We start from the raw sequence: 19,800 nt of genomic DNA on the forward strand, positions 1-19,800 counted from the left end.
TATTCTAAAGCTTAGTAAATTCAAGAACAATATTTTTTTTTACTACTTTTTCTAGATGCTTTTTCTGTTTTTCAGCCTGATATTGTTCAGGAAGAAAGGTTTTTGTACATAATAGTTTAATCGTCACTGTGTTTTCATCGCTTTTCACATCAATATGTTGAACGACATTTCGCTTTGTTGCATGTAAGCCATCAGCTATTTTTAAAATTGCACCGAGCAGCTGAACTTTTTTTTGTTCGTCTTTTGTTAACCACTTTTTAAAAGGAGCAACATATTGCCTAAAAGAAGACTTCCCTTTATATGAAGAAACAAGTGCCAGCTTTAAACGTTCTCTATGTGAAATTCCATCTATTGTACGATTAGCAAGCACATAAAACGTATGCTGGCTGCTTGATTCTGTATCAATATACTTTCCTATATCATACACTTGCGCAGCTTTTATAAGAAGCGCTAAGTCATCCTCTTTTAACTCAACCGGTCCCTGCTCCCTAAGATGCTGAAACATCATACTAGCTGTGCGCGTAAGCTGTTTGACGTAATCTTTACTTACTTCAAACTCTTCCATTATTTCTTGAAAACTTTGCTGTATGACATCGGGGTACATTGGCTGGATATTAGCATCAGATGCTTCTTTAAATAACATCCCTTCTCTCAAGCCTTTGCGGCTTAGGATGAAGCGAGTCGCGTTCACTGTTTCATATACTGATTGAAATACTTCAATTGCTGGCAAAATTGTATCCGCACGATCGTTTGACAAACGGTCTAGCTTTTGAAGATTGTGATAAGACAATGAGCCTATAGCAGATTTCACATGCAATATATCAGCTAAATTCATTTCATATTGATGCAGCCCCACGAGAGGATAGTGGATAAAACCTTGATGCAGTTGCACTATACTTCTTGCACTTCCTCCAATTGCTACAATCGGCACATGACGATTTAAAAGCCAAGGGACAGCATGGAAATGCCGGATCACGAAATCCCGGATTTTCGCTTTTTCTTCTGCAGTGGGAATATTGCCTTTGACGAACTGCAGACGTAGAGATAAGGCACCGAATGGAAAGCTGTGGTACTGCACTAACTCTCGATTGCGAAAATACGTAACTTCCGTACTTCCCCCGCCAATGTCAATTGTAATGGCCTCTTCGATCGAAGTGGAATGAATAACTGCAACAAAGCCGTAATACGCTTCTTCATATTCAGACAATAGTTGAATAGAAAAGCCCGTTTCTTTTTTTACAAGGGCTAGAACTTCTTTTGCATTAGTCGCTTGACGGATGGTAGCTGTGGCCACACAGGTAACGCGCAGCAGCTGATAATGCTTGGTAATAACTCCAAACGTTTTAAGCGTATCAAGCAAGGTATGTATTCCTTTAGCCGTTAACACTCCTTCTTTATCTAAATAATTTCGAATCCGTGCAGCTACTTTCACGTTTTCAATTTGCTTAAACCCTCTACCTTTTTTGTATTCATAAATAACAAGGCGTATCGTATTTGAACCTATATCAATCAGTCCATGCTTATAAGTCAATGTAATTTCAACACCTTTTTCAAAATAACTTTAAAAAGTCACTTTTACTTTTTTCAATCGTATACTGTTACAGCATAGTCATATATCAAAGGAGCGAAGTTAATGAGATATATAGTAAAGCGCGGTGAAACCTGGCAAAGCGTTTCAGGTGACTACCGGATTGCGGTTGAAGACCTGTGGATGGCTAATCCTTTTGTAAGCCATCATGCGCTGAAGCCTGGGCAAGTAATCATCATTCCACACCTCCCCGATAAAGAGCTCATTCCTTACACGATCCACGTGTTTATTGCTGAAAAACAGCTTGAATTACGAAGAAATAATATCATACAAAAAGTCTATCCCATTGCAGCAGGAAAAATGCTGAGCGCAACGCCTACTGGAGACTTTGTTATCGTTAACCGGGAACCAAACCCCGGGGGGCCTTTTGGTACAATGTGGCTAAGCTTGTCTAAAAAGTCATATGGCATTCACGGAACAAATGATCCAAGTTCTATTGGAAAAGCCGTATCCAAAGGATGCATTCGTATGTATAATGCCCAAGTAAATGAGCTAGCTCAAATTGTGCCAAATGGTACTGGTGTTTATATTCGACCCTCTCGACGAATGGCTCAATAGTTCGGGATTTACTAATCAATGATTGTTTAACTGTGCGAGCAGCATTTTTTAAAAATAGAAAGTATGGCGTGCTGTTCCACTTTACTTGTATAAGGAAGCGTAACAAAACAAACCCTATACATAGGAAATTTCATTAATTACCAAAATACTTCTTCGTGTAATTATTTTCAAATGGGACAAGACACGCTATAATGAACGTATCAGCTTTCACCTTATAGGTTGAACAGCTGATATGATAGAAAGGGAGTGAACGTATGTCTCAAGCAAATGGACAAGGCTCTTTGACCCCGTCTGTATCTGAGATTGCACAAGCTATTTTCACTGTAAATCGTCACGCAAAAGCTGCTCCTGATCCTAAGCAGTTATATACGTTAAAGAAAATTGCATTAGATCAACTAATTTTAGAAGGAAAAGCAAAAAAAGAAGGACTTCACTTTTCGCCAAACCCTGGTAAAAGTCAACAAAAATCAGATGTACTTGTATCAGTTGGAGACTACTTTTTCCATATGCCTCCAAAGAAAGAAGACTTCAAAGAGTTATCACACCTCGGCCATTTAAACCATCAGTATCGAAATCCCAAAACGACTATGTCATTATCTTATGCGAAGCGCTTATTATCTAAATATACGGGTCATCTCGTACAGCCGGCTAAAAGCCCTGTTTCGACTCCAAGAAAACGGCAAGCACCTGTGTTTAAACCGCTGGGTAAAAGTTATTTTTAAAAAAAGTGCCTGGAGTGGAGCAATCTGCTTTCAGGCACTTTTTTGTCTTCCTACAAAATATAGAGATCAATCAACTCAACAAGCTCTCCGATTTCCGGCTTACTTACTTGTCCTTCCGCTCCTACCATTTTTCCCTTGTGACGTAAATCTTCTGTGATAAGAGAAGAGAAAATAATAACTGGAAGGATAGAAAGCTGAGGATTTTCTTTCACTTTTTTAGTTAAATGATGGCCATCCATTTGCGGCATTTCTATATCTGTAATAAGCAGCTGGACTTGATCACTGATTTCCACTCCTTCATCGATCACCGAGCTTAGATAGTTCAATGCTTCCTCACCGTTCTCGAAAAATTCCGTGTTCTCATAACCTGCTTGTGCAAGAGTATCTTCAATCATTCGGCGCAGCAGCGGCGAGTCTTCAGCCACGACAATCTTTTTATTAGAACGTTCTCTAGCCCCTAGCTTTTTTATTTTCGACTGATTAATACCCGCGTCAGGGTTCACATCAGAAATCAACTTTTCGAAGTCTAACAGCAGAAGCATTTGCCCGTTTAATTTCACCACTCCAGTAATCTGCGTTTCCAAACCTTGATACAAATCTGAAGGCTTCTCAATTTCTTTCCAAGAAATACGGTGAATTTCCGTTACCGCGTGTGTGTGAAAGACTATTTTTTGCTGATTGAACTCTGTGACGATTAACTTATCTTTTTCCGGTGTATTTGAAGGTTCCATTTTTAACGCTTTTGCTATGTCAACGACAGGAAGAACTTCTCCTCTTAGCTCTATAATACCTTCTATGTAAGAATGCGCATTTGGAACAGGTGTAATAGATACGGGATTAATAATCTCTCTAACTTTTACTACATTGATGCCAAATAAAGCATTTCCTATCTCAAATTCGACAATTTCCAGTTCGTTTGTACCACTTTCTAACAGTATTCCTTTGTCTTGATTCATATCACTTACTCCTCTCATCTCACCCGCTTATCTAATAGTTCATATTTCCTATTATAGTGACCGCCTCTTATATCCGTAAAGAAAAATTTTCTTATTTTATTATCCTTTTTCCCTAAAACATATACATGAAATATTGTTTTAAGAATTAACAGAATATTATATACTATATAAAAACATGAGCGTTGATCCCTTTCGTCTTATCCTCTGCTCAGTTTTTTACTTGCTCTACTTACTTCTCTATACTAGCTTATGAACTTGAGTCAAACGATCACTCCTATTCAAATGAGGTGTAATTTATGAACAGAGGATTACAAAAAGAAGAAACAAAAAAACGCATCCAAAAAGCAGCTATCTCTTTATTCCAACAGCAGGGATATCAAAAAACGACTGTGTCTCAAATTACGCATGAAGCGGGTGTAGCAAAGGGAACATTTTTTAATTACTTCAAAACAAAAGAAGAAGTTCTTCACTACCTTGGAGTTAATTTCACAAACCGTATCTCCTATAAATTAGAACAGCTCCTTCAAACCGAAGAATCAACTGCTGCCATTGTTAAACAACTGTTTTTATTACTAGCACAATCAAACGAAGAAGCGAACCCTCACCTAATCCGTTCTTGGTTTCATATTGCTATTACCAACAGTTCCTTTCAACAATCTGAAATTCTTCAAATTGAAAAAATGCGCGCTCATTTTACAAAAGTTTTTCAAACAGGACAAGACCGAGGTGAACTTATAGTCGATATCCCTGCCGAAGAAATGGCTTCTATTGCTATACTTAATTTTTTTGGCACCCTTCTCTACTGGTGTACTAACCAACCCGACTCTGCTACCCTTCAAGAAAGAATAGACAAGTCGGTTACTCTTCTATTTAGAGGGTTTCTTATTCATTCCTAAAAGCCTGTTCACAAATTTTTAACAAGAAATCGAAGATAGCTGTGGACTCTACAGCCAAAACGGTTTATACTACACAAAGTGAATGAATAATCTTAAAAGAAGGTGTTCGTAATATGAAAGGCTCCGTCATTCTTTTTAATGACGATAATGAAATGACCATTATTGAAAACGTAGAAGAAGCTGTATATCAAGATATTAAAGAACAAGAAGGCTCTGATCACTGCGTTGTCACATTGGACGATCATGAAGTTGATTTTGGCTACGTTTCCCCCGTTTATTGGCGTGAAGGCCAAATACACACTGACTAATATACAAGACCTGCATATATATGCAGGTCTTTTTATGCACTTATTTTTTTGAATCTAGAATTGAACGTGAAGCAAGGAACCTCTGATTTCCTAACACATACCTTAGCACATTCGCAGTTAAAAACAGGGTTAACAACTATATAGAAAGGGTACATTTCAAGTAATAGAAGCTGCGTTTTATTTTAAAAAAGGAGGTTTATGTTATGAGTTCTTATCGAAAAAATATGAATCACTATCCTCACTCATCTCAGTACACACCTTACCAACACTATTACGCAAAAGAAGCTGATCGTATTTTAACGACTATGAGTACAAACTTTAATAAACAGCATTTGAAATCTCTTATCGACGATGCGTTAGATAACAGAGATGAAGAACAATTTTATGAACTAACAACTGCTTATAATAAGCTATATAATACCTAACTTAAAACCACTATTTGCAAAATGCGCAAATAGTGGTTTTTTACCTATTTTCATTGTGATAAAATGAGTTGAAAATACGCGGAAGGATTTGAAACCATGGAGCACTTAATCAATAAACGTGTCAAAGAAATTGAACTATCAGGAATACGTACATTTTATAATATGGTCTCACAATACCAAGACGTTTTATCCCTCACAATTGGACAACCTGACTTCTTAACACCACAGCATGTAAAAGAAGCGGCAAAATCTGCAATTGATGGTAACCAAACTTCTTATACCCACAATGCTGGAACAATCGAACTGCGCGAGGCAGCAGCTCAATTTGTCAAAGAAAAATATGACTTGCACTATAACCCAGCGGATGAAGTAATTGTGACCATTGGAGCTAGTCAAGCAATTGATATTGCTCTTCGCACCATTTTAGAAGAAGATTCCGAAGTTATCTTGCCTGGACCTGTTTATCCAGGATACGAACCGCTTATCCGGTTAAACGGGGCTAAACCTGTACATATTGATACAACCGAAACAGGATTTCGACTAACTGCGGATTTAATCGAACAACATTTGACCTCTAAAACAAGATGCGTCATCTTACCTTATCCGTCTAATCCTACAGGCGTGACGTTGTCACAGCAAGAATTAGAAGAAATTTCTGCTCTTTTAAGCGATAAAAATATTTTTGTACTATCTGATGAAATATACAGCGAGCTCGTTTTTGATAAAAAACATCAGTCCATTGCCTCCATTTCATCTATGAGAGAGAAAACAATTGTTATTAACGGAGTATCAAAGTCTCATTCCATGACGGGCTGGCGAATTGGTCTTTTATTTGCTCCTTCTTATTTAGCCAAACATATTTTAAAAGTTCATCAATACAACGTGAGCTGTGCTTCTTCTGTCTCTCAAGCAGCTGCACTCGAGGCACTGACAGCAGGTAAAAACGATGCGGTGGATATGAAAAAAGAATACGAACAAAGACTGAATTATGTGTATGACCGACTAGTAAACATGGGATTTGACGTAGAAAAGCCGACTGGTGCTTTTTATATCTTCCCTTCTATCCAGAACTTCCACAGTAATTCATTTGATTTTGCCCTGGAGTTAGTCAAAGAAGCGGGTGTTGCACTAGTACCCGGCAGCGCTTTTTCTTCCCACGGTGAAGGATATGTACGCCTGTCGTATGCGTATTCCATGAACACGCTGCGTGAAGCCTGTGATCGAATTGAAGCTTATCTTACATCTCGTCAATCACGTTAAACCGATGGTAAGAAGTGTATGCATTTTTTTGTGAGTGATAGCACATAAGAGCGGGTATACTAGAAGCATATAAATTGACTTCAATAGTGTATCATTATAAAATGTGCATCGATTCACTAAAGAAATACATACTTTTAACGGAGGTTTTTATTATGACAAAAGATTTTTTTGATGTGGTAAATGAACGTACATCGATTCGAGAATATGACTCTTCAGCTAAATTAAGCAAAGAAGAATTAACGGAACTTTTAGAAGCAACAGTGAAGTCACCATCAGCTTGGAACTTACAGCACTGGCATTTCGTTGTTATTACAGACCAAGATGCGAAAGAACGTCTACTTCCAATTGCTTACAACCAAAAACAAATTACAGAAGCAGGCGCTGTAGTAGCTGTGTTAGGTGATTTAGAAGCCAATAAAAATGTAGATGACGTGTACAACCCACTAGTCGAAGCAGGTCACATGACAGAAGACGTAAAAAACATTTTGTCAGGACAAATTAACGGCGCTTATAAAAACGGTGCTTTCGCCCGCGATGCCGCGTTTACAAATGCTTCGCTTGCATCTATGACATTCATGCTTGCAGCAAAAGCAAAAGGATATGACACATGTTCAATGGGCGGATTTAACGCACAAAAATTTGTAGAAGAGTTTAAAATTGAGAATCGATACATTCCAGTTATGCTTATTTCAGTTGGAAAAGCAGCTAAAGAAGCACATGCTAGCGATCGTTTACCATTAGATCAAGTTACAACTTGGATTTAACAAAAAACCCTGCAGCTGCAGGGTTTTTCTATGTAACTAAATGGATTTCACCATGCCTCCGTCGATTAGAAACGACTGGCCTGTCATATATGAATTCGCTCCCGAAACAAAGAAAGCAACGGCTTTAGCAAACTCTTCAGGCTGACCGTAGCGCTTAAGAGGAATTTGGTTTCTCATCTCTTCTTCAACTTCTAAAACGTCTACTCCCATTTTTTCAGCACGAATGGTATCTAGCTCTTTCACTCGGTCTGTTGCAATTCTTCCTGGCGCAACCGTGTTAATTAAGATACCGTCCTCTGCTAGTTCTGAAGCAAGTGTTTTCGTAAGTCCCACGATTCCTGTACGGAAGGTATTTGACAGAATAAGTCCAGCAATTGGCTCTTTAATGGAAGAAGAAGCAATATTGACAATACGTCCTCCGCTCTTTTTCATAAAGGGCACTACCTCACGAATAATACGAATATAGCTGAGGAGATTTAACTCAAATGCCTGCTTCCAATCATCATCTGTTAACGAAAGGAAATTCCCAGCTTTAGGACCTCCTGTATTATTAATTAAAATATCAATAGTTCCAAACGTATCTACTGTATATTGAATAACATCTTGAATGTCCTCTGTTTTTGTAACGTCTGCCGTTTTATGTAACACTTGTCCGCTTCCAAGGTATGAAATCTCTTCTGCTACTTGGGCTAGTTTCTCTTCTGAACGACTTGCAATCATAACGTTTGCGCCTTCTTCTGCGAGTCTAGCAGCAATCGCTTTGCCAAGCCCTTGGCTGGCTGCAAATACAAGCGCTGTTTTTCCTTTTAATTCAACATCCATTTCTTTCACCTCGTCTAATAGTTCGAATCTTTTTAACTTTATCACGTTCTCGTCAAATTCTTCAATAAATATGAAATAATTTCTTTTTTCCATATGGTATAATTATCTGAAAATTATTTCTTAAAGGAGGCAAAAAAGCAGTGTATAAAAAGCAATGCTTTGTCTTTCATCAAAATAAGCCTGTAATGTGTACGGTACGATCATATACATCGAATGATTTTGATGAGTTGATTCGGATTCAAGAAGAAAGTTTTCCCCCTCCTTTCCCTTCTGAATTATTATGGAGTAAAGATCAGTTAAATAACCATGTTTCCCTTTTTCCGGATGGAGCGCTATGCGTGGAGATAAACGGGACAATATGCGGATCTATCACAAGCGCGATTGTTTCAGTGGAAGGAAATGCGGCTCACACATGGGATGAAGTAACAGGAAGCGGATATATTCATACGCACGACCCTTCTGGTAATACGCTTTATGTAGTGGACGTGTGCGTCCCTCCTTCGCATCGATCAATGGGGCTTGGGAAGCTGCTGTTGCAGTCTTTATATGAAGTGGTGATTCATTACAAGTTAGAAAGGCTGCTCGGCGGGTGCCGCATCCCTGGATACGCACCAGTGTCTTCCTTGTACACCCCCGTTGAATATATGAACCTTGTATCAGCCGGAACTCTCTACGACCCCGTTATGACCTTTTTGATGCGCTGTGGCAGAACGCCTATTGGCCTCGCAGCAAACTATATTGAAGATGAAGATTCACACAACTACGCCGTACTAATGGAATGGAAAAATCCATTTTATACGTCTATTCAAAAAGAGGCTGGGACAAAAGCATTTTAGCCCAAGTGAAAAACGAACCATTAATCAACATGTTTGATTAGTAGTTCGTTTTTTTGTGATGGTGAATATAGTTTTATCTGTCTCGTTCCTTCTAGCAGTTGATTGGATTCATTACGTTATGTCTCAACTTCTTTTTAGATTATTGAACTTCTTCAATGCTCCACTCCAGTTCTTTATGAGTCAGAACAAGATGCGCCTGCAATTTACTCATCTCTTTGTGCTCAAACCGATCATTATACATTTCATTCATATCGTCAAAATCACCGATTGTATACAAAGGAATTTTAATATCTTTACGAGATTGAACCATATGTTCAAAATCAATAAACAAACCGTCATTCGTTAAAGTAAGAAGCGTATTTGCTAACACGAGCGGCAAAATCGGATATTCTAACTTCTTCCTTCTAAATACAAATCTTTTTTGCTTAATTGCTGACATTTTTAACGGAATGATTCGACTTAAAATGTGCTTCATATCATACACGTCTCGAAAATAGATTTTGTTATAAAATCCATCATCGTGAGCTAAATAAACAAATTGATTACCGAGTTTATTATTAAATGGCGAATTGAGCGGTTTTTTTAAATGACCTAAATACAGCAGCGCTGCAATATCTTGAGGTTCTAACAAATCCAACGAAGATATATCCTCAAAATCAATCCAACAAAAATCGCCATAATTATAAACATCATCCTCTGCTAAAAGATGAATTTGTTCTTCTTCTACATAGTCCATATGGGTTTGGTAATGGTAATCACTGTCTTCAAAACCGTGCTTTAACAATAATATATTTGCAAGCGGCGTAGGAAGGGAATGATAAAACTCTTTAAATTCAATTCCATATGTAATAAAGCATTTTTTATTTACATGGCCATTAATATAAACGATATCTCTTATTTCATCTGCTTTACTCAACCGTTCTAACCACCTTATTGATTGATTCTGTGATCGATATGTAACCGTTCTACTGATTTATATATTATACTTCTAAAATAAACAATGTGTAAATATATATTGTTGGCAATTTCTTTTGTATTCACTCCCCCTTCTACTGATCATTTTATTGGATAGGAAAGAAAGGTATAGAGCTGATCGTGAATGTGGTAGAATGTGTGTATCTTATTAATTAGCATGTATGAACACGGAGGTATACAAAATGGATGTTCGCCATTTGCATTACTTAACAGAAGTGGCTAAACATAAAAATTTCACAAGAGCTTCTGAAGCGCTGCATATTTCTCAACCTTCTCTCAGTAAAATGGTTAAATCATTAGAAGAAGAGCTCGGCACACCTTTGTTTGATCGAGCTGGCAAACAAGTGCAGCTTACCGATGCAGGAATGATTGTGTACGAGCAAGCTGAAAGCATTTTATCTTCTCTCCGAGATTTATCGGATTCCCTCTATGATTTAATGCATTTAAAAAGAGGAACCATCAAAATAGGCATTCCCCCTATTATTGGTACATTGTTTTTTCCTACTATTATTAAAGCATTTCGAGAGCAATACCCTGAGATTCATATTCAATTAGTGGAATATGGCGCTAAAAGAATGCAAAAGTTTGTGGAACAAGGAGAAGTGGACGTGGGGGTAGTTTTACTTCCAGTTGATGAAAATATGTTCTTTACGACTCCTTTAGCTCGAGAAACGCTGCAGCTTGTTGTACATAAATCTCATCCGTTGGCTCAGCATTCTACGATTTCATTAAAAGAGTTAAAAGACGAAACGCTTATTTCCTTTCATGAAGACTTCACCATGCATGAAATGGTCTATAACGAATGTTTAAAAAATGGATTTACGCCTAATATTGCTTTTAAAAGCTCTCAGTGGGACTTCATTGGAGAGCTGGTAGCTGCTAATCTCGGCATTGCTCTTTTCCCTTATTCACTATGTGAAAAGCTTGATTTGGAGCATATGAAAGTAATTAATCTCGAGAATGCTATTCCATGGGAAATTGCTTTAATCGTTAAAAAAGATCGATATATCTCTTATGCTACGCAGGCTTTTATTGATTATATTAAAAGTACAGTTTAACAAAGCTAAGACAAAAGTAGTTTAATTAAAAATCCGAACGAGCCTGATTCTCCATCAAGAATCAAACTCGTTCGGATTTTTTTCATGGCGGTGTAACAAGTCATTCATACTAAATCATTTATCCCATTGGTTCGTCTTTAGATTGAATGGATGTAGGCATGTCACAATTTCTTTTTTTGATTGCCTTTTATTAAATAATTACACCTTATATTTCACAAACGCTTTTTTGAAAAGGTTACCAACGCATTTGTAAAGAGATTTCTTGCGACTATAACTAAAAAGAATAGTTATCATAGTTATTATATATTTCATATTATAGTCGTTTTTTTGTAAGATAAGTGTGTAGCATTCATTTACTTAAGTTGTATCCCCATTTGCAAAATCCAAATAGTTTCTCTTTTCCCATGATGGAGTCGTCTTTTCAGCATAGACGACTCCATTATTGTCTCAACAAACTAGGAATGAATGAATAAAAACATAAATAAAGGAGGCTAATCATGAAACTGATTATGGTGATTTTACAGATTTTATTACTAACGGCTCTGTTTTTAATAGGAGAAAGTATTTCACAGTGGTTTGACCTCCCAGTGCCAGGTAGTATCATCGGATTTTTCTTACTGTTTTTCTTACTGTACTTTAAAGTAATTAAATTAAGCTGGGTTGAACAAGGTGGAACACTGTTAGTGGGAGAACTATTATTATTTTTCATACCAGCCGTCGTTGGACTCATCAATTATGGAGATGTATTGATGCATTTTGGAATCCAGATTGTGATTATTATCACAATCAGTACGATTATTGTGATGTCTGTAACGGGAATCATTGCAGAACATATTTCAAGAAGAAAGGAAGGTTCGCTAAAATGACATTACTCACATGGATTGCTCTTCCGCTTACACTGCTCGTTTATGTCGGCACAAAAGTGCTCTATAAAAAATATAAGTCTATGCTAGTTTCCCCTATTTTACTAGCCCCCATTCTTTTAATTGGCATCTTATTAGTAACGAATGGCTCTTATGATCATTATAAGCAAGGTGCCAGTGCTATTAGCTTTATGCTTGGACCAGCAACTGTTGCTTTTGCTGTTCCTATGTTTAAATACTTTGATTTACTCAAAAAACATCGTGTTGAAATCAGCTTAAGCGTAGGGCTCGGAACGTTTGCTGCCATGATTTCTTCCATGCTGTTAGCATTAGTGTTTCATTTACAATCAACGCTGGTTCATAGCTTGATTCCAAGATCGGTTACGATTCCTATTGCCGTTAATGTGTCTCAGACGCTAGGAGGAGATCCGAATATTACCATTATGTTTGTGATTATAACCGGTGTAGTAGGATGTATGGTCGCTCCAAAACTGATTAAGCTCCTCGCACTGCACTCTTCTCTAGCAAGAGGTCTTCTTTTAGGAGTAGCTTCCCATGGGACAGGTACAGCAAGAGCTTTTGAATTTGGAAAAATTGAAGGCACTTTTTCTAGCCTTGGCATGATCGTAGCAGCACTTCTTACAATGCTGTTTGCAAATATGCTTTTGCCTACTATTTTCTCTTAAAAGATAAAAAAGGTGTGATCATATATGATCACACCTTTTTATTATCCAATATGAAAAGTTGATTTTACGAACTCAATAACTTCTTCCGTAGAAGACATTGATAGAATTGTATCTAAATGAGGTTCGATATCAGCTTTTGATAATTGACGGATTTGAGAACGAGCTTTCAGAATAGACGTTGCACTCATTGAGAATTCATCTAAGCCTAAGCCTAAAAGAATTGGAATGGCAATCTCATCTCCTGCCATCTCTCCGCACATGCCTACCCACTTACCTTCTTTGTGAGCCGCTTTGATTACCATATTCACTAAGCGAAGAATCGCTGGGTTATACGGTTGGTATAAATAAGACACGCGCTCATTCATGCGGTCAGCAGCAAGCGTGTATTGAATTAAATCGTTTGTTCCGATAGAGAAGAAATCTACTTCTTTAGCAAATAAATCTGCGATTACCGCTGAAGAAGGAATCTCTACCATCATCCCTACTTCGATGTCTTCCGAAACTTGTACGCCTTCTTGTTGAAGTTTTGCTTTTTCTTCTAAAAGAATAGCTTTTGCTTGACGGAACTCATCAACAGTAGCAATCATAGGAAACATAATTTTCAGATTACCGTATACGCTTGCACGTAGAAGCGCACGAAGCTGTGTACGGAACATGTCTTGCATCTCTAGACATAAGCGGATAGCACGGAATCCTAAGAATGGGTTCATTTCTTTTGGTAGATTTAAATAAGGAAGCTCTTTGTCTCCACCGATGTCAAGAGTACGAACAACCACTGGTTTGCCTTCCATACGTTCAAGAACTGTTTTATAAGAAGTAAACTGCTCTTCTTCCGTCGGAAGATCTTCGCGGCCCATATATAAGAATTCTGTACGATAAAGGCCAACGCCTTCGCCGCCGTTTTCTAATACGCCTTTTACATCTTCTGGTGTACCAATGTTAGCTGCAAGTTCAACGTGATGATCATCAGATGAAACCGTTTTTTCATTTACAAGCTTAGCCCACTCAGCTTTTTGTTCTGCATACTCAGCGGCTTTTTTCTCGTAAGCTTTTACTGTTTCTTCGCTTGGATCAACGATAACTTCGCCATCTAAACCATCAACAATTACTAATACGCCGTTTTGAATGTCTTCCATAACTGTTTTTGTACCTACAACAGCTGGGATCTCCATTGAACGGGCCATAATTGCTGAGTGAGAAGTACGTCCGCCAATATCTGTTGTAAATCCTTTTACGAACTTACGATTTAACTGTGCTGTATCAGACGGCGTTAAATCTTCTGCGATAATGACAACTTCTTCTGAGATTAAGCTTGGATTTGAAACGTTTACACCTAAAAGATGAGCTAATACACGTTTGGTTACGTCACGGATATCAGCAGCACGTTCTTTCATATATTCATTGTCCATTGACTCAAACATATTAATAAACATTGCCGCTACTTCATCAAGTGCATGTTCAGCGTTTACATTTTCATTCGTAATTTTATCTTTAATTGGATTAATAAGTTCAGGATCGCTTAGAACTAATAAGTGAGCTTCAAAGATTTCTGCTTTGTCATCTCCAAGTTCTTTACGAGCGTGCTCTCTAATAATTTCAAGTTCTGATTTTGATTTTTCTAGCGCAGCTTCTAGACGTGCTACTTCTGCTTCAACTTCAGTTACTGATTTTTTTTCAACGGTTAATTCTGGATTTTCTAGACGAAATGCTTTAGCAATAGCAATGCCGCTAGAAGCGGCAATGCCTTGAATTTCCTTTGTCATTATTCGCCTAATCCTTCTTTGCTCATTGTATCTTCAAGAGCAGCAAGTGCATCTGCTTCGTCAGAACCTTCTGCAGAGATAGTGATTGTAGCGCCTTTTTGAATACCTAAAGACATAACGCCCATGATTGATTTTAAGTTTACAGTTTTACCGTTGAATTCTAAGTTGATGTCAGAATCAAATTTGCTTGCTGCTTGTACTAAAGTTGTTGCTGGACGTGCGTGAATTCCTGAGTCTGCTGTTACTGTAAATGTTTTTTGTGCCATGTTAAATCAATCTCCTTTTTACTTTGAAATGTTAATAATATTTGCTTCTTGTTGAGAAACTTGGCCCTGCTTTAAGATATCAATTTTTTCATCAGCTTGTAAATTCGTGAAAATGATCGGCGTAATCGTCGATGGCGCATTTTCTTTTACAAAGTCTAAATCAATTTTCAATAGAGGCTGTCCTTTTTTCACTTCATCGCCTTGGGCAACTAAAGCTTCAAAACCTTCGCCTTTTAAATTAACTGTATCAATACCAACGTGAATTAAAATTTCACGTCCAGTCGTTGATTCAATACCTAAAGCATGTTTCGTCGGGAATAAGTTTACTATTTTTCCGTCCACTGGTGCAACTACTGTGCCTGTTTTCGGAATAATCGCAAAACCGTCACCCATTAATTTTTGTGAAAATACCTGATCTGGTACTTCCGATAAAGGTACCAATTCTCCCTCAATCGGTGAAACAATATCATTACCATTATCGCTTCCTACTTCAGATGTTGCAACAGGTTTTTCAATTGTTTTTGTCTCTTCTTTTGTGACAACCGGTGTTTTGCCATTCATAATGTCTTGAATTTGACCTTTTAACGTGTCAGATTTCGGACCGAAAATAGCTTGAATATTGTTACCAACTTCAAGAACACCAGCTGCTCCAAGTTTTTTCAAACGGTTTTTATCAACGTTACCCACATCATCTACTGAAACACGTAAACGCGTAATACAAGCATCTAAATGTGTAATGTTTTCTTTACCGCCAAGTGCAGCCAAAATATTTGTCGGAAGCTCTGCTGCTTCTACTTTTACATCTTCTTCTCCTTCTTCTTTATCTTCACGACCCGGTGTTTTTAAGTTAAATTTACGGATTGCAAAGCGGAAACCGAAGTAGTAGATAACTGCTAGAACTAAACCTACTGGAATAACTAGCCACCATGCTGTGCGGTTTTGCATAACTCCAAATAGAACGTAATCGATAACCCCACCTGAGAATGTCATACCGATTTTAACATTTAATAATTGCATAACCATAAACGACAAACCAGCAAATACTGCGTGAATCGCAAATAATACTGGTGCTACGAATAAGAACGAGAACTCAAGCGGCTCTGTAATACCCGTTAAGAAAGATGTTAAAGCAGCTGAACCCATGATACCAGCTACATATTTTTTGTTTTCAGGACGCGCTTCGTGATAAATCGCAAGAGCTGCTGCTGGCAATCCGAACATCATGAACGGGAATTTACCAACTTGGAATGTTCCTGCTGTTAAAGGCACGCCATCTGCTAATTGAGCAAAGAAAATCTTTTGGTCACCGTGAATATGTTGACCTGCTTTATTAACATAATCACCAAACTCAAACCAGAACGGAGAGTAGAAGATGTGATGAAGTCCAAATGGAATTAATGAACGTTCAATTAATCCAAATACAAACGCTGATAAAGTTGGGTTTGCATCAATCATGTTGGTAGAGAAAGCATTTAATCCGCTTTGAATTGGCGGCCAAATGAAAATCATAATAACACCTAAAATAATTGAAAATACCCCAGTAATAATTGGTACAAATCGTTTTCCTGCAAAGAACCCTAAGTAAGATGGTAATTCAATATTGAAATAACGATTATACATGGATGAAGCTAAAATACCTACTATGATACCCCCGAATACACCCGTAGCTAACGTAGGAATTCCTAAGATGCTAGTGTAAGCTGGATTAGCACCCATTTTGTCAGGATCTAGTTGTCCTGTAGCAACTAAGATTGTGCTCATCGTTTTGTTCATAATTAAGTAACCTACGATTGCAGCAATACCTGCTACACCGTCACCACCGGCTAAACCAACGGCAACACCAACGGCAAACAATAGCGATAAGTTGTCAAATACGATTTGACCCGCCTGCGACAAAACATTTGAAACTAATTGAACCCAGTCTGCACCAAGTGCCGGTACTGCATCCAACAATGTAGGGTTTTGAAGCGCTGTCCCTACTCCAAGTAAAATCCCTGCTGCCGGTAAAATCGCAACCGGTAGCATAAGCGCTTTTCCGACTTTTTGTAATACTCCAAAAAGTTTTTTAAACATGGCGCTTACCTCCTTTTATATATTTAGTGTGCAACAAGCTATTTATTTGATACGTGAATCATTAACGCGCTTTCATAAAACGCTTTCTTTAACTAGAAAACTCATTACATTTTCCGGTGCTATGAGGCGAAGTCTTCAATGATTGCGCTTTCTTATAACAAAAAAAGGCATGAGGAAAAAGAAACGACAAATGGATATACTCATCCAATTACACATCGCTTCATTTCTCACTCATGCCTGATCGTATCAGTAACACGTATTGAAATGATTTTATAAATCCGTTTTTGTTATAAGTCGCTGCAAATGCATCGTTAAGTAAACTGCTTCTGCTTCATACACAGGTAAATGTAACGCTTGCTGCATTACTTTTATCACTTTCCAAGACACATTGTAACACAGAGGATATTCTTCTTTCAATAGCAAAGCAATTTTTTTTGGCTCTTCTATTTTTTCTCCTGTTTTTACTCGATCAATGGCAAAATGCAAATGACGAATCAACCTCATATAGTGTACAGATTCTTTGTCTACCTGCAGATGAAGCGATTCTTCAATCACATTAATAATCGTTTGAATAAGCTGCGAGTCTTGATTCACTTCTAACAGGTTTTTTTCAGTCAGCGCACTATGGATATGAAGCGCGATAAAACCAATCTCTCCTACCGGAAGCTGCACGCCTATTTTACGACTAATGATTTCTACCACTTCAGATGCGATCGTATATTCCTCTGGATATAAGGCTTTTGTTTCAAGTAAAAATGGATTTTTAAGACCCATCCCCTGCTGAAAACGTTTTATCGCAAAGGCGATATGATCTGTCAATGAAATGTGTATATGCTCATTCAAAGGGATACTAACGCGTTTTTGAATATGCGTTACAATATCATTCATCATTTCAATTACATCTTCATCCACCTGAGCTAAAAGCTGCTTGTACTGTTCTTGCTCTTCTTCACTCTTTAGCAAAAACATTTTTTCCACAGCTTTTGCATCGATTTCATCGCCTTTTTTCTTATTGAACCCTATTCCTTTCCCAATTAGCACAACTTCATCATAGGTAAGGTGTTTAGCAATTAATACATTATTATTAAGTACCTTTTCTACAAAAAAGGACTCTTTCACGAATCCTTCACTCCCCTGTTTCGGCTTTCTATTATTTGCTTTCCTATCTTACAAATAATACGTATAACCGTCAATTCATTTTTCTTTGTTTCAAATATTATTGAACTAAACTATTTGAGTTACGTATTATCTTAGTAGTTCTTCGCTGGAAACGCAACGTCTTTTTTACTCGTCCCATAACAATTTTTCATAATAAAACGTTGAAGCATAACGCTCAGAATGAATATACCCGCTTGTAAAAGCGTAAAAAGAACAAGTGAAGTGGTAATAGATACCAGCAAAATCCCATAGTGAATCAGCAAAATATCTACTATACGCAGCCCCGCTATAATGATCCCAGCTCCAATAAAAAATTCTTTGACTACACTCCAAACGAGGAGAATCGTAACAATACAAACATAAATCATCGTTGCATTTACCGAATCATGAGTAACCGACGCAAACCATCCCGTATAAAACCAATTATTATGAAAGTATGCTAACAGCAGAAACATAATAGTAGAAGTAATGGCGAGCATTCCCAGAAAAAATGTAGCATAATGCACAAATGTCATATACCGTTCTGTTAGCCATACATACCAAATCTTTGAAATACTAAAGCCTATAGTCATTAAAACGCCTGTATAAATTGTTTTCCACCAGTGATGTGTATAAATATCCCAGTGTAAAAATAATTCTTCAATCCCCATAAACATAGCGGAAATGATTAAAATATAGCGGAATTTTAATTGATAAGCAGCTACCACCATAGCCATGATTGGAAAAGCAAACGTTTGAGAAGTTAAGGACCCAAACAAATTATCAAAATATTCATTGGTCATAAAATCAGGATCGTACTCGTAACTTTCAAACAACACAAATACAACATACTCTAGTACATAAGCCATTCCAATGATAAAAAAAAGCAAAACGACTAGCTTTTTATCTTTTTTACGTATGAATACTGTAAGCAAAACGGCTGTGCTGATAATAATCAATGCAAAAAAAGCAGTATAATGAGGCATAGACGTCTCCCTTTTACGACCTAATTATTACTTAGAGTAAGACGTTTTAGCTAAATTATACATAGCTAGCTTCTATTCAAAAGAGATTGAGACATACTACATCAATCCAATCTAAAGGCGAACAAATCGGATACATGAGATAGTATGGATCGCTTGCTGCACTGCAGGTGATTTCCCTGCAAGGCTTCGCTTTCCCTACAGGAGCCTTCGCCCTGCTCTCCACTCAACAGTTAGAAGCCTACATACAGGAAACCTACGTTGTAATGTAACCCTAACCATGAAAAAATCCGAACGATTCATCGTTCGGATCTTCTTTCAACTACCATACTTTTGTTTCAGCCTCTTTTAACTCTTTAGCTTACAAAAACTAGAATACCCTCTATTATCCTTCAATCATTTTTGAAAGGTTGGCCATTTCGATAGCTGATGCTGCAGCTTCCCATCCTTTGTTTCCTGCTTTTGTTCCTGCACGTTCAATTGCTTGCTCAATTGTTTCAGTTGTTAATACACCAAAGATAATTGGTACGCCTGTTTGTAAGCTTTGAGATGCAACGCCTTTTGCTACTTCATTACATACAAAATCAAAGTGTGGAGTAGCTCCTCGAATAACCGTTCCTAGCGTAATAACCGCGTCATATTTTTTAGATTCAGCTAATTTTTTAGCGATTAATGGAATTTCATAAGCGCCCGGTACCCAAGCCACGTCTACATCTTCATCAGCTACGCCGTGACGTTTAAGCGCATCTTCTGCTCCACTAAGTAAACGCCCTGTAATAAATTCATTAAAACGCCCTACCACGATTCCAATTTTTAATCCTGTGCCAACTAAATTTCCTTCATATAAATGATTCATCTCTT

General features: G+C 37.5%; 21 protein-coding genes. 11 read left to right on the forward strand and 10 right to left on the reverse strand.

Annotated elements, in window-relative coordinates; all coding sequences use genetic code 11:
- Positions 1 to 4: 4 nt before the first annotated feature.
- Entirely contained in the window at positions 5 to 1,531 is a 1,527-nt protein-coding gene (locus ACH0CI_RS12735) for a Ppx/GppA phosphatase family protein (RefSeq protein ID WP_406901535.1), read from the reverse strand.
- Positions 1,532 to 1,633: 102 nt separating this feature from the next.
- Between ACH0CI_RS12735 and ACH0CI_RS12740 the strand changes: the two genes are divergently transcribed.
- Together ACH0CI_RS12740 and ACH0CI_RS12745 are read left to right on the forward strand one after the other, a co-directional pair.
- Positions 1,634 to 2,146, forward strand: coding sequence for a L,D-transpeptidase family protein (locus tag ACH0CI_RS12740; protein WP_335708033.1), 513 nt, complete (start codon positions 1,634 to 1,636; stop codon positions 2,144 to 2,146).
- A 254-nt stretch (positions 2,147 to 2,400) separates the two neighbouring features.
- Positions 2,401 to 2,868 carry a YkyB family protein gene (locus ACH0CI_RS12745; protein ID WP_013056025.1) on the forward strand — a complete coding sequence of 156 codons (468 nt, stop codon included), beginning with the start codon at positions 2,401 to 2,403 and terminating at the stop codon, positions 2,866 to 2,868.
- A 50-nt stretch (positions 2,869 to 2,918) separates the two neighbouring features.
- Here ACH0CI_RS12745 and ACH0CI_RS12750 read toward each other — a convergent pair whose 3' ends face one another.
- Positions 2,919 to 3,824 (reverse strand): chemotaxis protein, encoded by a 906-nt coding sequence (locus tag ACH0CI_RS12750; protein ID WP_406901536.1) that lies wholly within the window; start codon positions 3,822 to 3,824, stop codon positions 2,919 to 2,921.
- A 296-nt stretch (positions 3,825 to 4,120) separates the two neighbouring features.
- Here ACH0CI_RS12750 and ACH0CI_RS12755 point away from each other — a divergent pair, with 296 nt between their 5' ends.
- From ACH0CI_RS12755 to ACH0CI_RS12775, 5 genes are all read left to right on the forward strand, one after another.
- On the forward strand, positions 4,121 to 4,720 hold the full coding sequence (locus tag ACH0CI_RS12755) for a TetR/AcrR family transcriptional regulator (RefSeq protein ID WP_335708032.1): 600 nt from the start codon (positions 4,121 to 4,123) through the stop codon (positions 4,718 to 4,720).
- 113 nt (positions 4,721 to 4,833) lie between these two features.
- A complete protein-coding gene (locus ACH0CI_RS12760) occupies positions 4,834 to 5,028 on the forward strand; it encodes a hypothetical protein (RefSeq protein WP_013056022.1) in 195 nt (64 codons plus the stop codon).
- Between the two features lie 203 nt (positions 5,029 to 5,231).
- Positions 5,232 to 5,453 carry an IDEAL domain-containing protein gene (locus ACH0CI_RS12765; protein ID WP_013056021.1) on the forward strand — a complete coding sequence of 74 codons (222 nt, stop codon included), beginning with the start codon at positions 5,232 to 5,234 and terminating at the stop codon, positions 5,451 to 5,453.
- A gap of 96 nt (positions 5,454 to 5,549) precedes the next feature.
- Positions 5,550 to 6,713 (forward strand): aminotransferase A, encoded by a 1,164-nt coding sequence (locus ACH0CI_RS12770; protein WP_033578399.1) that lies wholly within the window; start codon positions 5,550 to 5,552, stop codon positions 6,711 to 6,713.
- A 152-nt stretch (positions 6,714 to 6,865) separates the two neighbouring features.
- The gene (locus ACH0CI_RS12775; protein WP_335708030.1) at positions 6,866 to 7,477 is read left to right on the forward strand and encodes a nitroreductase family protein; all 612 of its coding nucleotides are present in this window, start codon (positions 6,866 to 6,868) and stop codon (positions 7,475 to 7,477) included.
- 36 nt (positions 7,478 to 7,513) lie between these two features.
- Here ACH0CI_RS12775 and ACH0CI_RS12780 read toward each other — a convergent pair whose 3' ends face one another.
- Complete coding sequence (locus tag ACH0CI_RS12780; protein ID WP_028414127.1) at positions 7,514 to 8,299, reverse strand: SDR family oxidoreductase; 786 nt, start codon at positions 8,297 to 8,299, stop codon at positions 7,514 to 7,516.
- Positions 8,300 to 8,439: 140 nt separating this feature from the next.
- Between ACH0CI_RS12780 and ACH0CI_RS12785 the strand changes: the two genes are divergently transcribed.
- Positions 8,440 to 9,135 (forward strand): GNAT family N-acetyltransferase, encoded by a 696-nt coding sequence (locus tag ACH0CI_RS12785; RefSeq protein WP_335708029.1) that lies wholly within the window; start codon positions 8,440 to 8,442, stop codon positions 9,133 to 9,135.
- A gap of 139 nt (positions 9,136 to 9,274) precedes the next feature.
- Here the strand turns inward: ACH0CI_RS12785 and ACH0CI_RS12790 are convergent, their stop codons facing one another.
- Positions 9,275 to 10,051 (reverse strand): hypothetical protein, encoded by a 777-nt coding sequence (locus ACH0CI_RS12790; RefSeq protein WP_033578396.1) that lies wholly within the window; start codon positions 10,049 to 10,051, stop codon positions 9,275 to 9,277.
- A gap of 241 nt (positions 10,052 to 10,292) precedes the next feature.
- On the opposite strand from ACH0CI_RS12790, the gene ACH0CI_RS12795 reads away from it, so the two are divergent.
- The 3 genes from ACH0CI_RS12795 (at position 10,293) to ACH0CI_RS12805 (ending at position 12,717) form a co-directional block, all read left to right on the forward strand.
- On the forward strand, positions 10,293 to 11,168 hold the full coding sequence (locus ACH0CI_RS12795; protein WP_028414130.1) for a LysR family transcriptional regulator: 876 nt from the start codon (positions 10,293 to 10,295) through the stop codon (positions 11,166 to 11,168).
- A 497-nt stretch (positions 11,169 to 11,665) separates the two neighbouring features.
- On the forward strand, positions 11,666 to 12,034 hold the full coding sequence (locus ACH0CI_RS12800; protein WP_014461029.1) for a CidA/LrgA family holin-like protein: 369 nt from the start codon (positions 11,666 to 11,668) through the stop codon (positions 12,032 to 12,034).
- Positions 12,031 to 12,717: an LrgB family protein gene (locus tag ACH0CI_RS12805; RefSeq protein WP_033578394.1), complete on the forward strand. Its 687-nt coding sequence runs from the start codon at positions 12,031 to 12,033 to the stop codon at positions 12,715 to 12,717. Before ACH0CI_RS12800 ends, ACH0CI_RS12805 begins: the two co-directional genes overlap by 4 nt.
- A 41-nt stretch (positions 12,718 to 12,758) precedes the next feature.
- On the opposite strand, the gene ptsP is transcribed toward ACH0CI_RS12805, so the two are convergent.
- The 6 genes from ptsP to ribH all read right to left on the reverse strand — a co-directional run bounded on the left by ptsP (position 12,759) and on the right by ribH (position 19,795).
- On the reverse strand, positions 12,759 to 14,480 hold the full coding sequence (ptsP, locus tag ACH0CI_RS12810) for a phosphoenolpyruvate--protein phosphotransferase (protein ID WP_154989295.1): 1,722 nt from the start codon (positions 14,478 to 14,480) through the stop codon (positions 12,759 to 12,761).
- Positions 14,480 to 14,746: a phosphocarrier protein HPr gene (locus tag ACH0CI_RS12815; protein ID WP_013056011.1), complete on the reverse strand. Its 267-nt coding sequence runs from the start codon at positions 14,744 to 14,746 to the stop codon at positions 14,480 to 14,482. The genes ptsP and ACH0CI_RS12815 overlap by 1 nt, the downstream gene beginning before the upstream one ends.
- Before the next feature lie 18 nt (positions 14,747 to 14,764).
- Positions 14,765 to 16,819, reverse strand: a complete 2,055-nt coding sequence (gene ptsG / locus ACH0CI_RS12820; protein ID WP_406901538.1) for a glucose-specific PTS transporter subunit IIBC — start codon at positions 16,817 to 16,819, stop codon at positions 14,765 to 14,767.
- Positions 16,820 to 17,089: 270 nt separating this feature from the next.
- Entirely contained in the window at positions 17,090 to 17,938 is an 849-nt protein-coding gene (gene glcT, locus ACH0CI_RS12825) for a glucose PTS transporter transcription antiterminator GlcT (RefSeq protein ID WP_406901540.1), read from the reverse strand.
- A 131-nt stretch (positions 17,939 to 18,069) separates the two neighbouring features.
- Entirely contained in the window at positions 18,070 to 18,942 is an 873-nt protein-coding gene (locus ACH0CI_RS12830; RefSeq protein WP_406901541.1) for a hypothetical protein, read from the reverse strand.
- 382 nt (positions 18,943 to 19,324) lie between these two features.
- Positions 19,325 to 19,795 (reverse strand): 6,7-dimethyl-8-ribityllumazine synthase, encoded by a 471-nt coding sequence (ribH, locus tag ACH0CI_RS12835; protein ID WP_013056007.1) that lies wholly within the window; start codon positions 19,793 to 19,795, stop codon positions 19,325 to 19,327.
- Positions 19,796 to 19,800 lie beyond the last annotated feature (5 nt).

The sequence above is a fragment of the Priestia sp. 179-F W1.4 NHS genome, assembly GCF_045369295.1.
GTDB classification, from domain to species: Bacteria; Bacillota; Bacilli; order Bacillales; family Bacillaceae_H; genus Priestia; species Priestia zanthoxyli.

Coding starts and splice junctions, on each gene's coding strand:
- ACH0CI_RS12740 (WP_335708033.1), top strand. CDS start 1,634: ATGAGATATATAGTAAAGCGCGGTGAAACCTGGCAAAGCGTTTCAGGT.
- ACH0CI_RS12745 (WP_013056025.1), top strand. CDS start 2,401: ATGTCTCAAGCAAATGGACAAGGCTCTTTGACCCCGTCTGTATCTGAG.
- ACH0CI_RS12750 (WP_406901536.1), bottom strand. CDS start 3,824: ATGAATCAAGACAAAGGAATACTGTTAGAAAGTGGTACAAACGAACTG.
- ACH0CI_RS12755 (WP_335708032.1), top strand. CDS start 4,121: ATGAACAGAGGATTACAAAAAGAAGAAACAAAAAAACGCATCCAAAAA.
- ACH0CI_RS12760 (WP_013056022.1), top strand. CDS start 4,834: ATGAAAGGCTCCGTCATTCTTTTTAATGACGATAATGAAATGACCATT.
- ACH0CI_RS12765 (WP_013056021.1), top strand. CDS start 5,232: ATGAGTTCTTATCGAAAAAATATGAATCACTATCCTCACTCATCTCAG.
- ACH0CI_RS12770 (WP_033578399.1), top strand. CDS start 5,550: ATGGAGCACTTAATCAATAAACGTGTCAAAGAAATTGAACTATCAGGA.
- ACH0CI_RS12775 (WP_335708030.1), top strand. CDS start 6,866: ATGACAAAAGATTTTTTTGATGTGGTAAATGAACGTACATCGATTCGA.
- ACH0CI_RS12780 (WP_028414127.1), bottom strand. CDS start 8,299: ATGGATGTTGAATTAAAAGGAAAAACAGCGCTTGTATTTGCAGCCAGC.
- ACH0CI_RS12795 (WP_028414130.1), top strand. CDS start 10,293: ATGGATGTTCGCCATTTGCATTACTTAACAGAAGTGGCTAAACATAAA.
- ACH0CI_RS12800 (WP_014461029.1), top strand. CDS start 11,666: ATGAAACTGATTATGGTGATTTTACAGATTTTATTACTAACGGCTCTG.
- ACH0CI_RS12805 (WP_033578394.1), top strand. CDS start 12,031: ATGACATTACTCACATGGATTGCTCTTCCGCTTACACTGCTCGTTTAT.
- ptsP (WP_154989295.1), bottom strand. CDS start 14,480: ATGACAAAGGAAATTCAAGGCATTGCCGCTTCTAGCGGCATTGCTATT.
- ACH0CI_RS12815 (WP_013056011.1), bottom strand. CDS start 14,746: ATGGCACAAAAAACATTTACAGTAACAGCAGACTCAGGAATTCACGCA.
- ptsG (WP_406901538.1), bottom strand. CDS start 16,819: ATGTTTAAAAAACTTTTTGGAGTATTACAAAAAGTCGGAAAAGCGCTT.
- ACH0CI_RS12830 (WP_406901541.1), bottom strand. CDS start 18,942: ATGCCTCATTATACTGCTTTTTTTGCATTGATTATTATCAGCACAGCC.
- ribH (WP_013056007.1), bottom strand. CDS start 19,795: ATGAATCATTTATATGAAGGAAATTTAGTTGGCACAGGATTAAAAATT.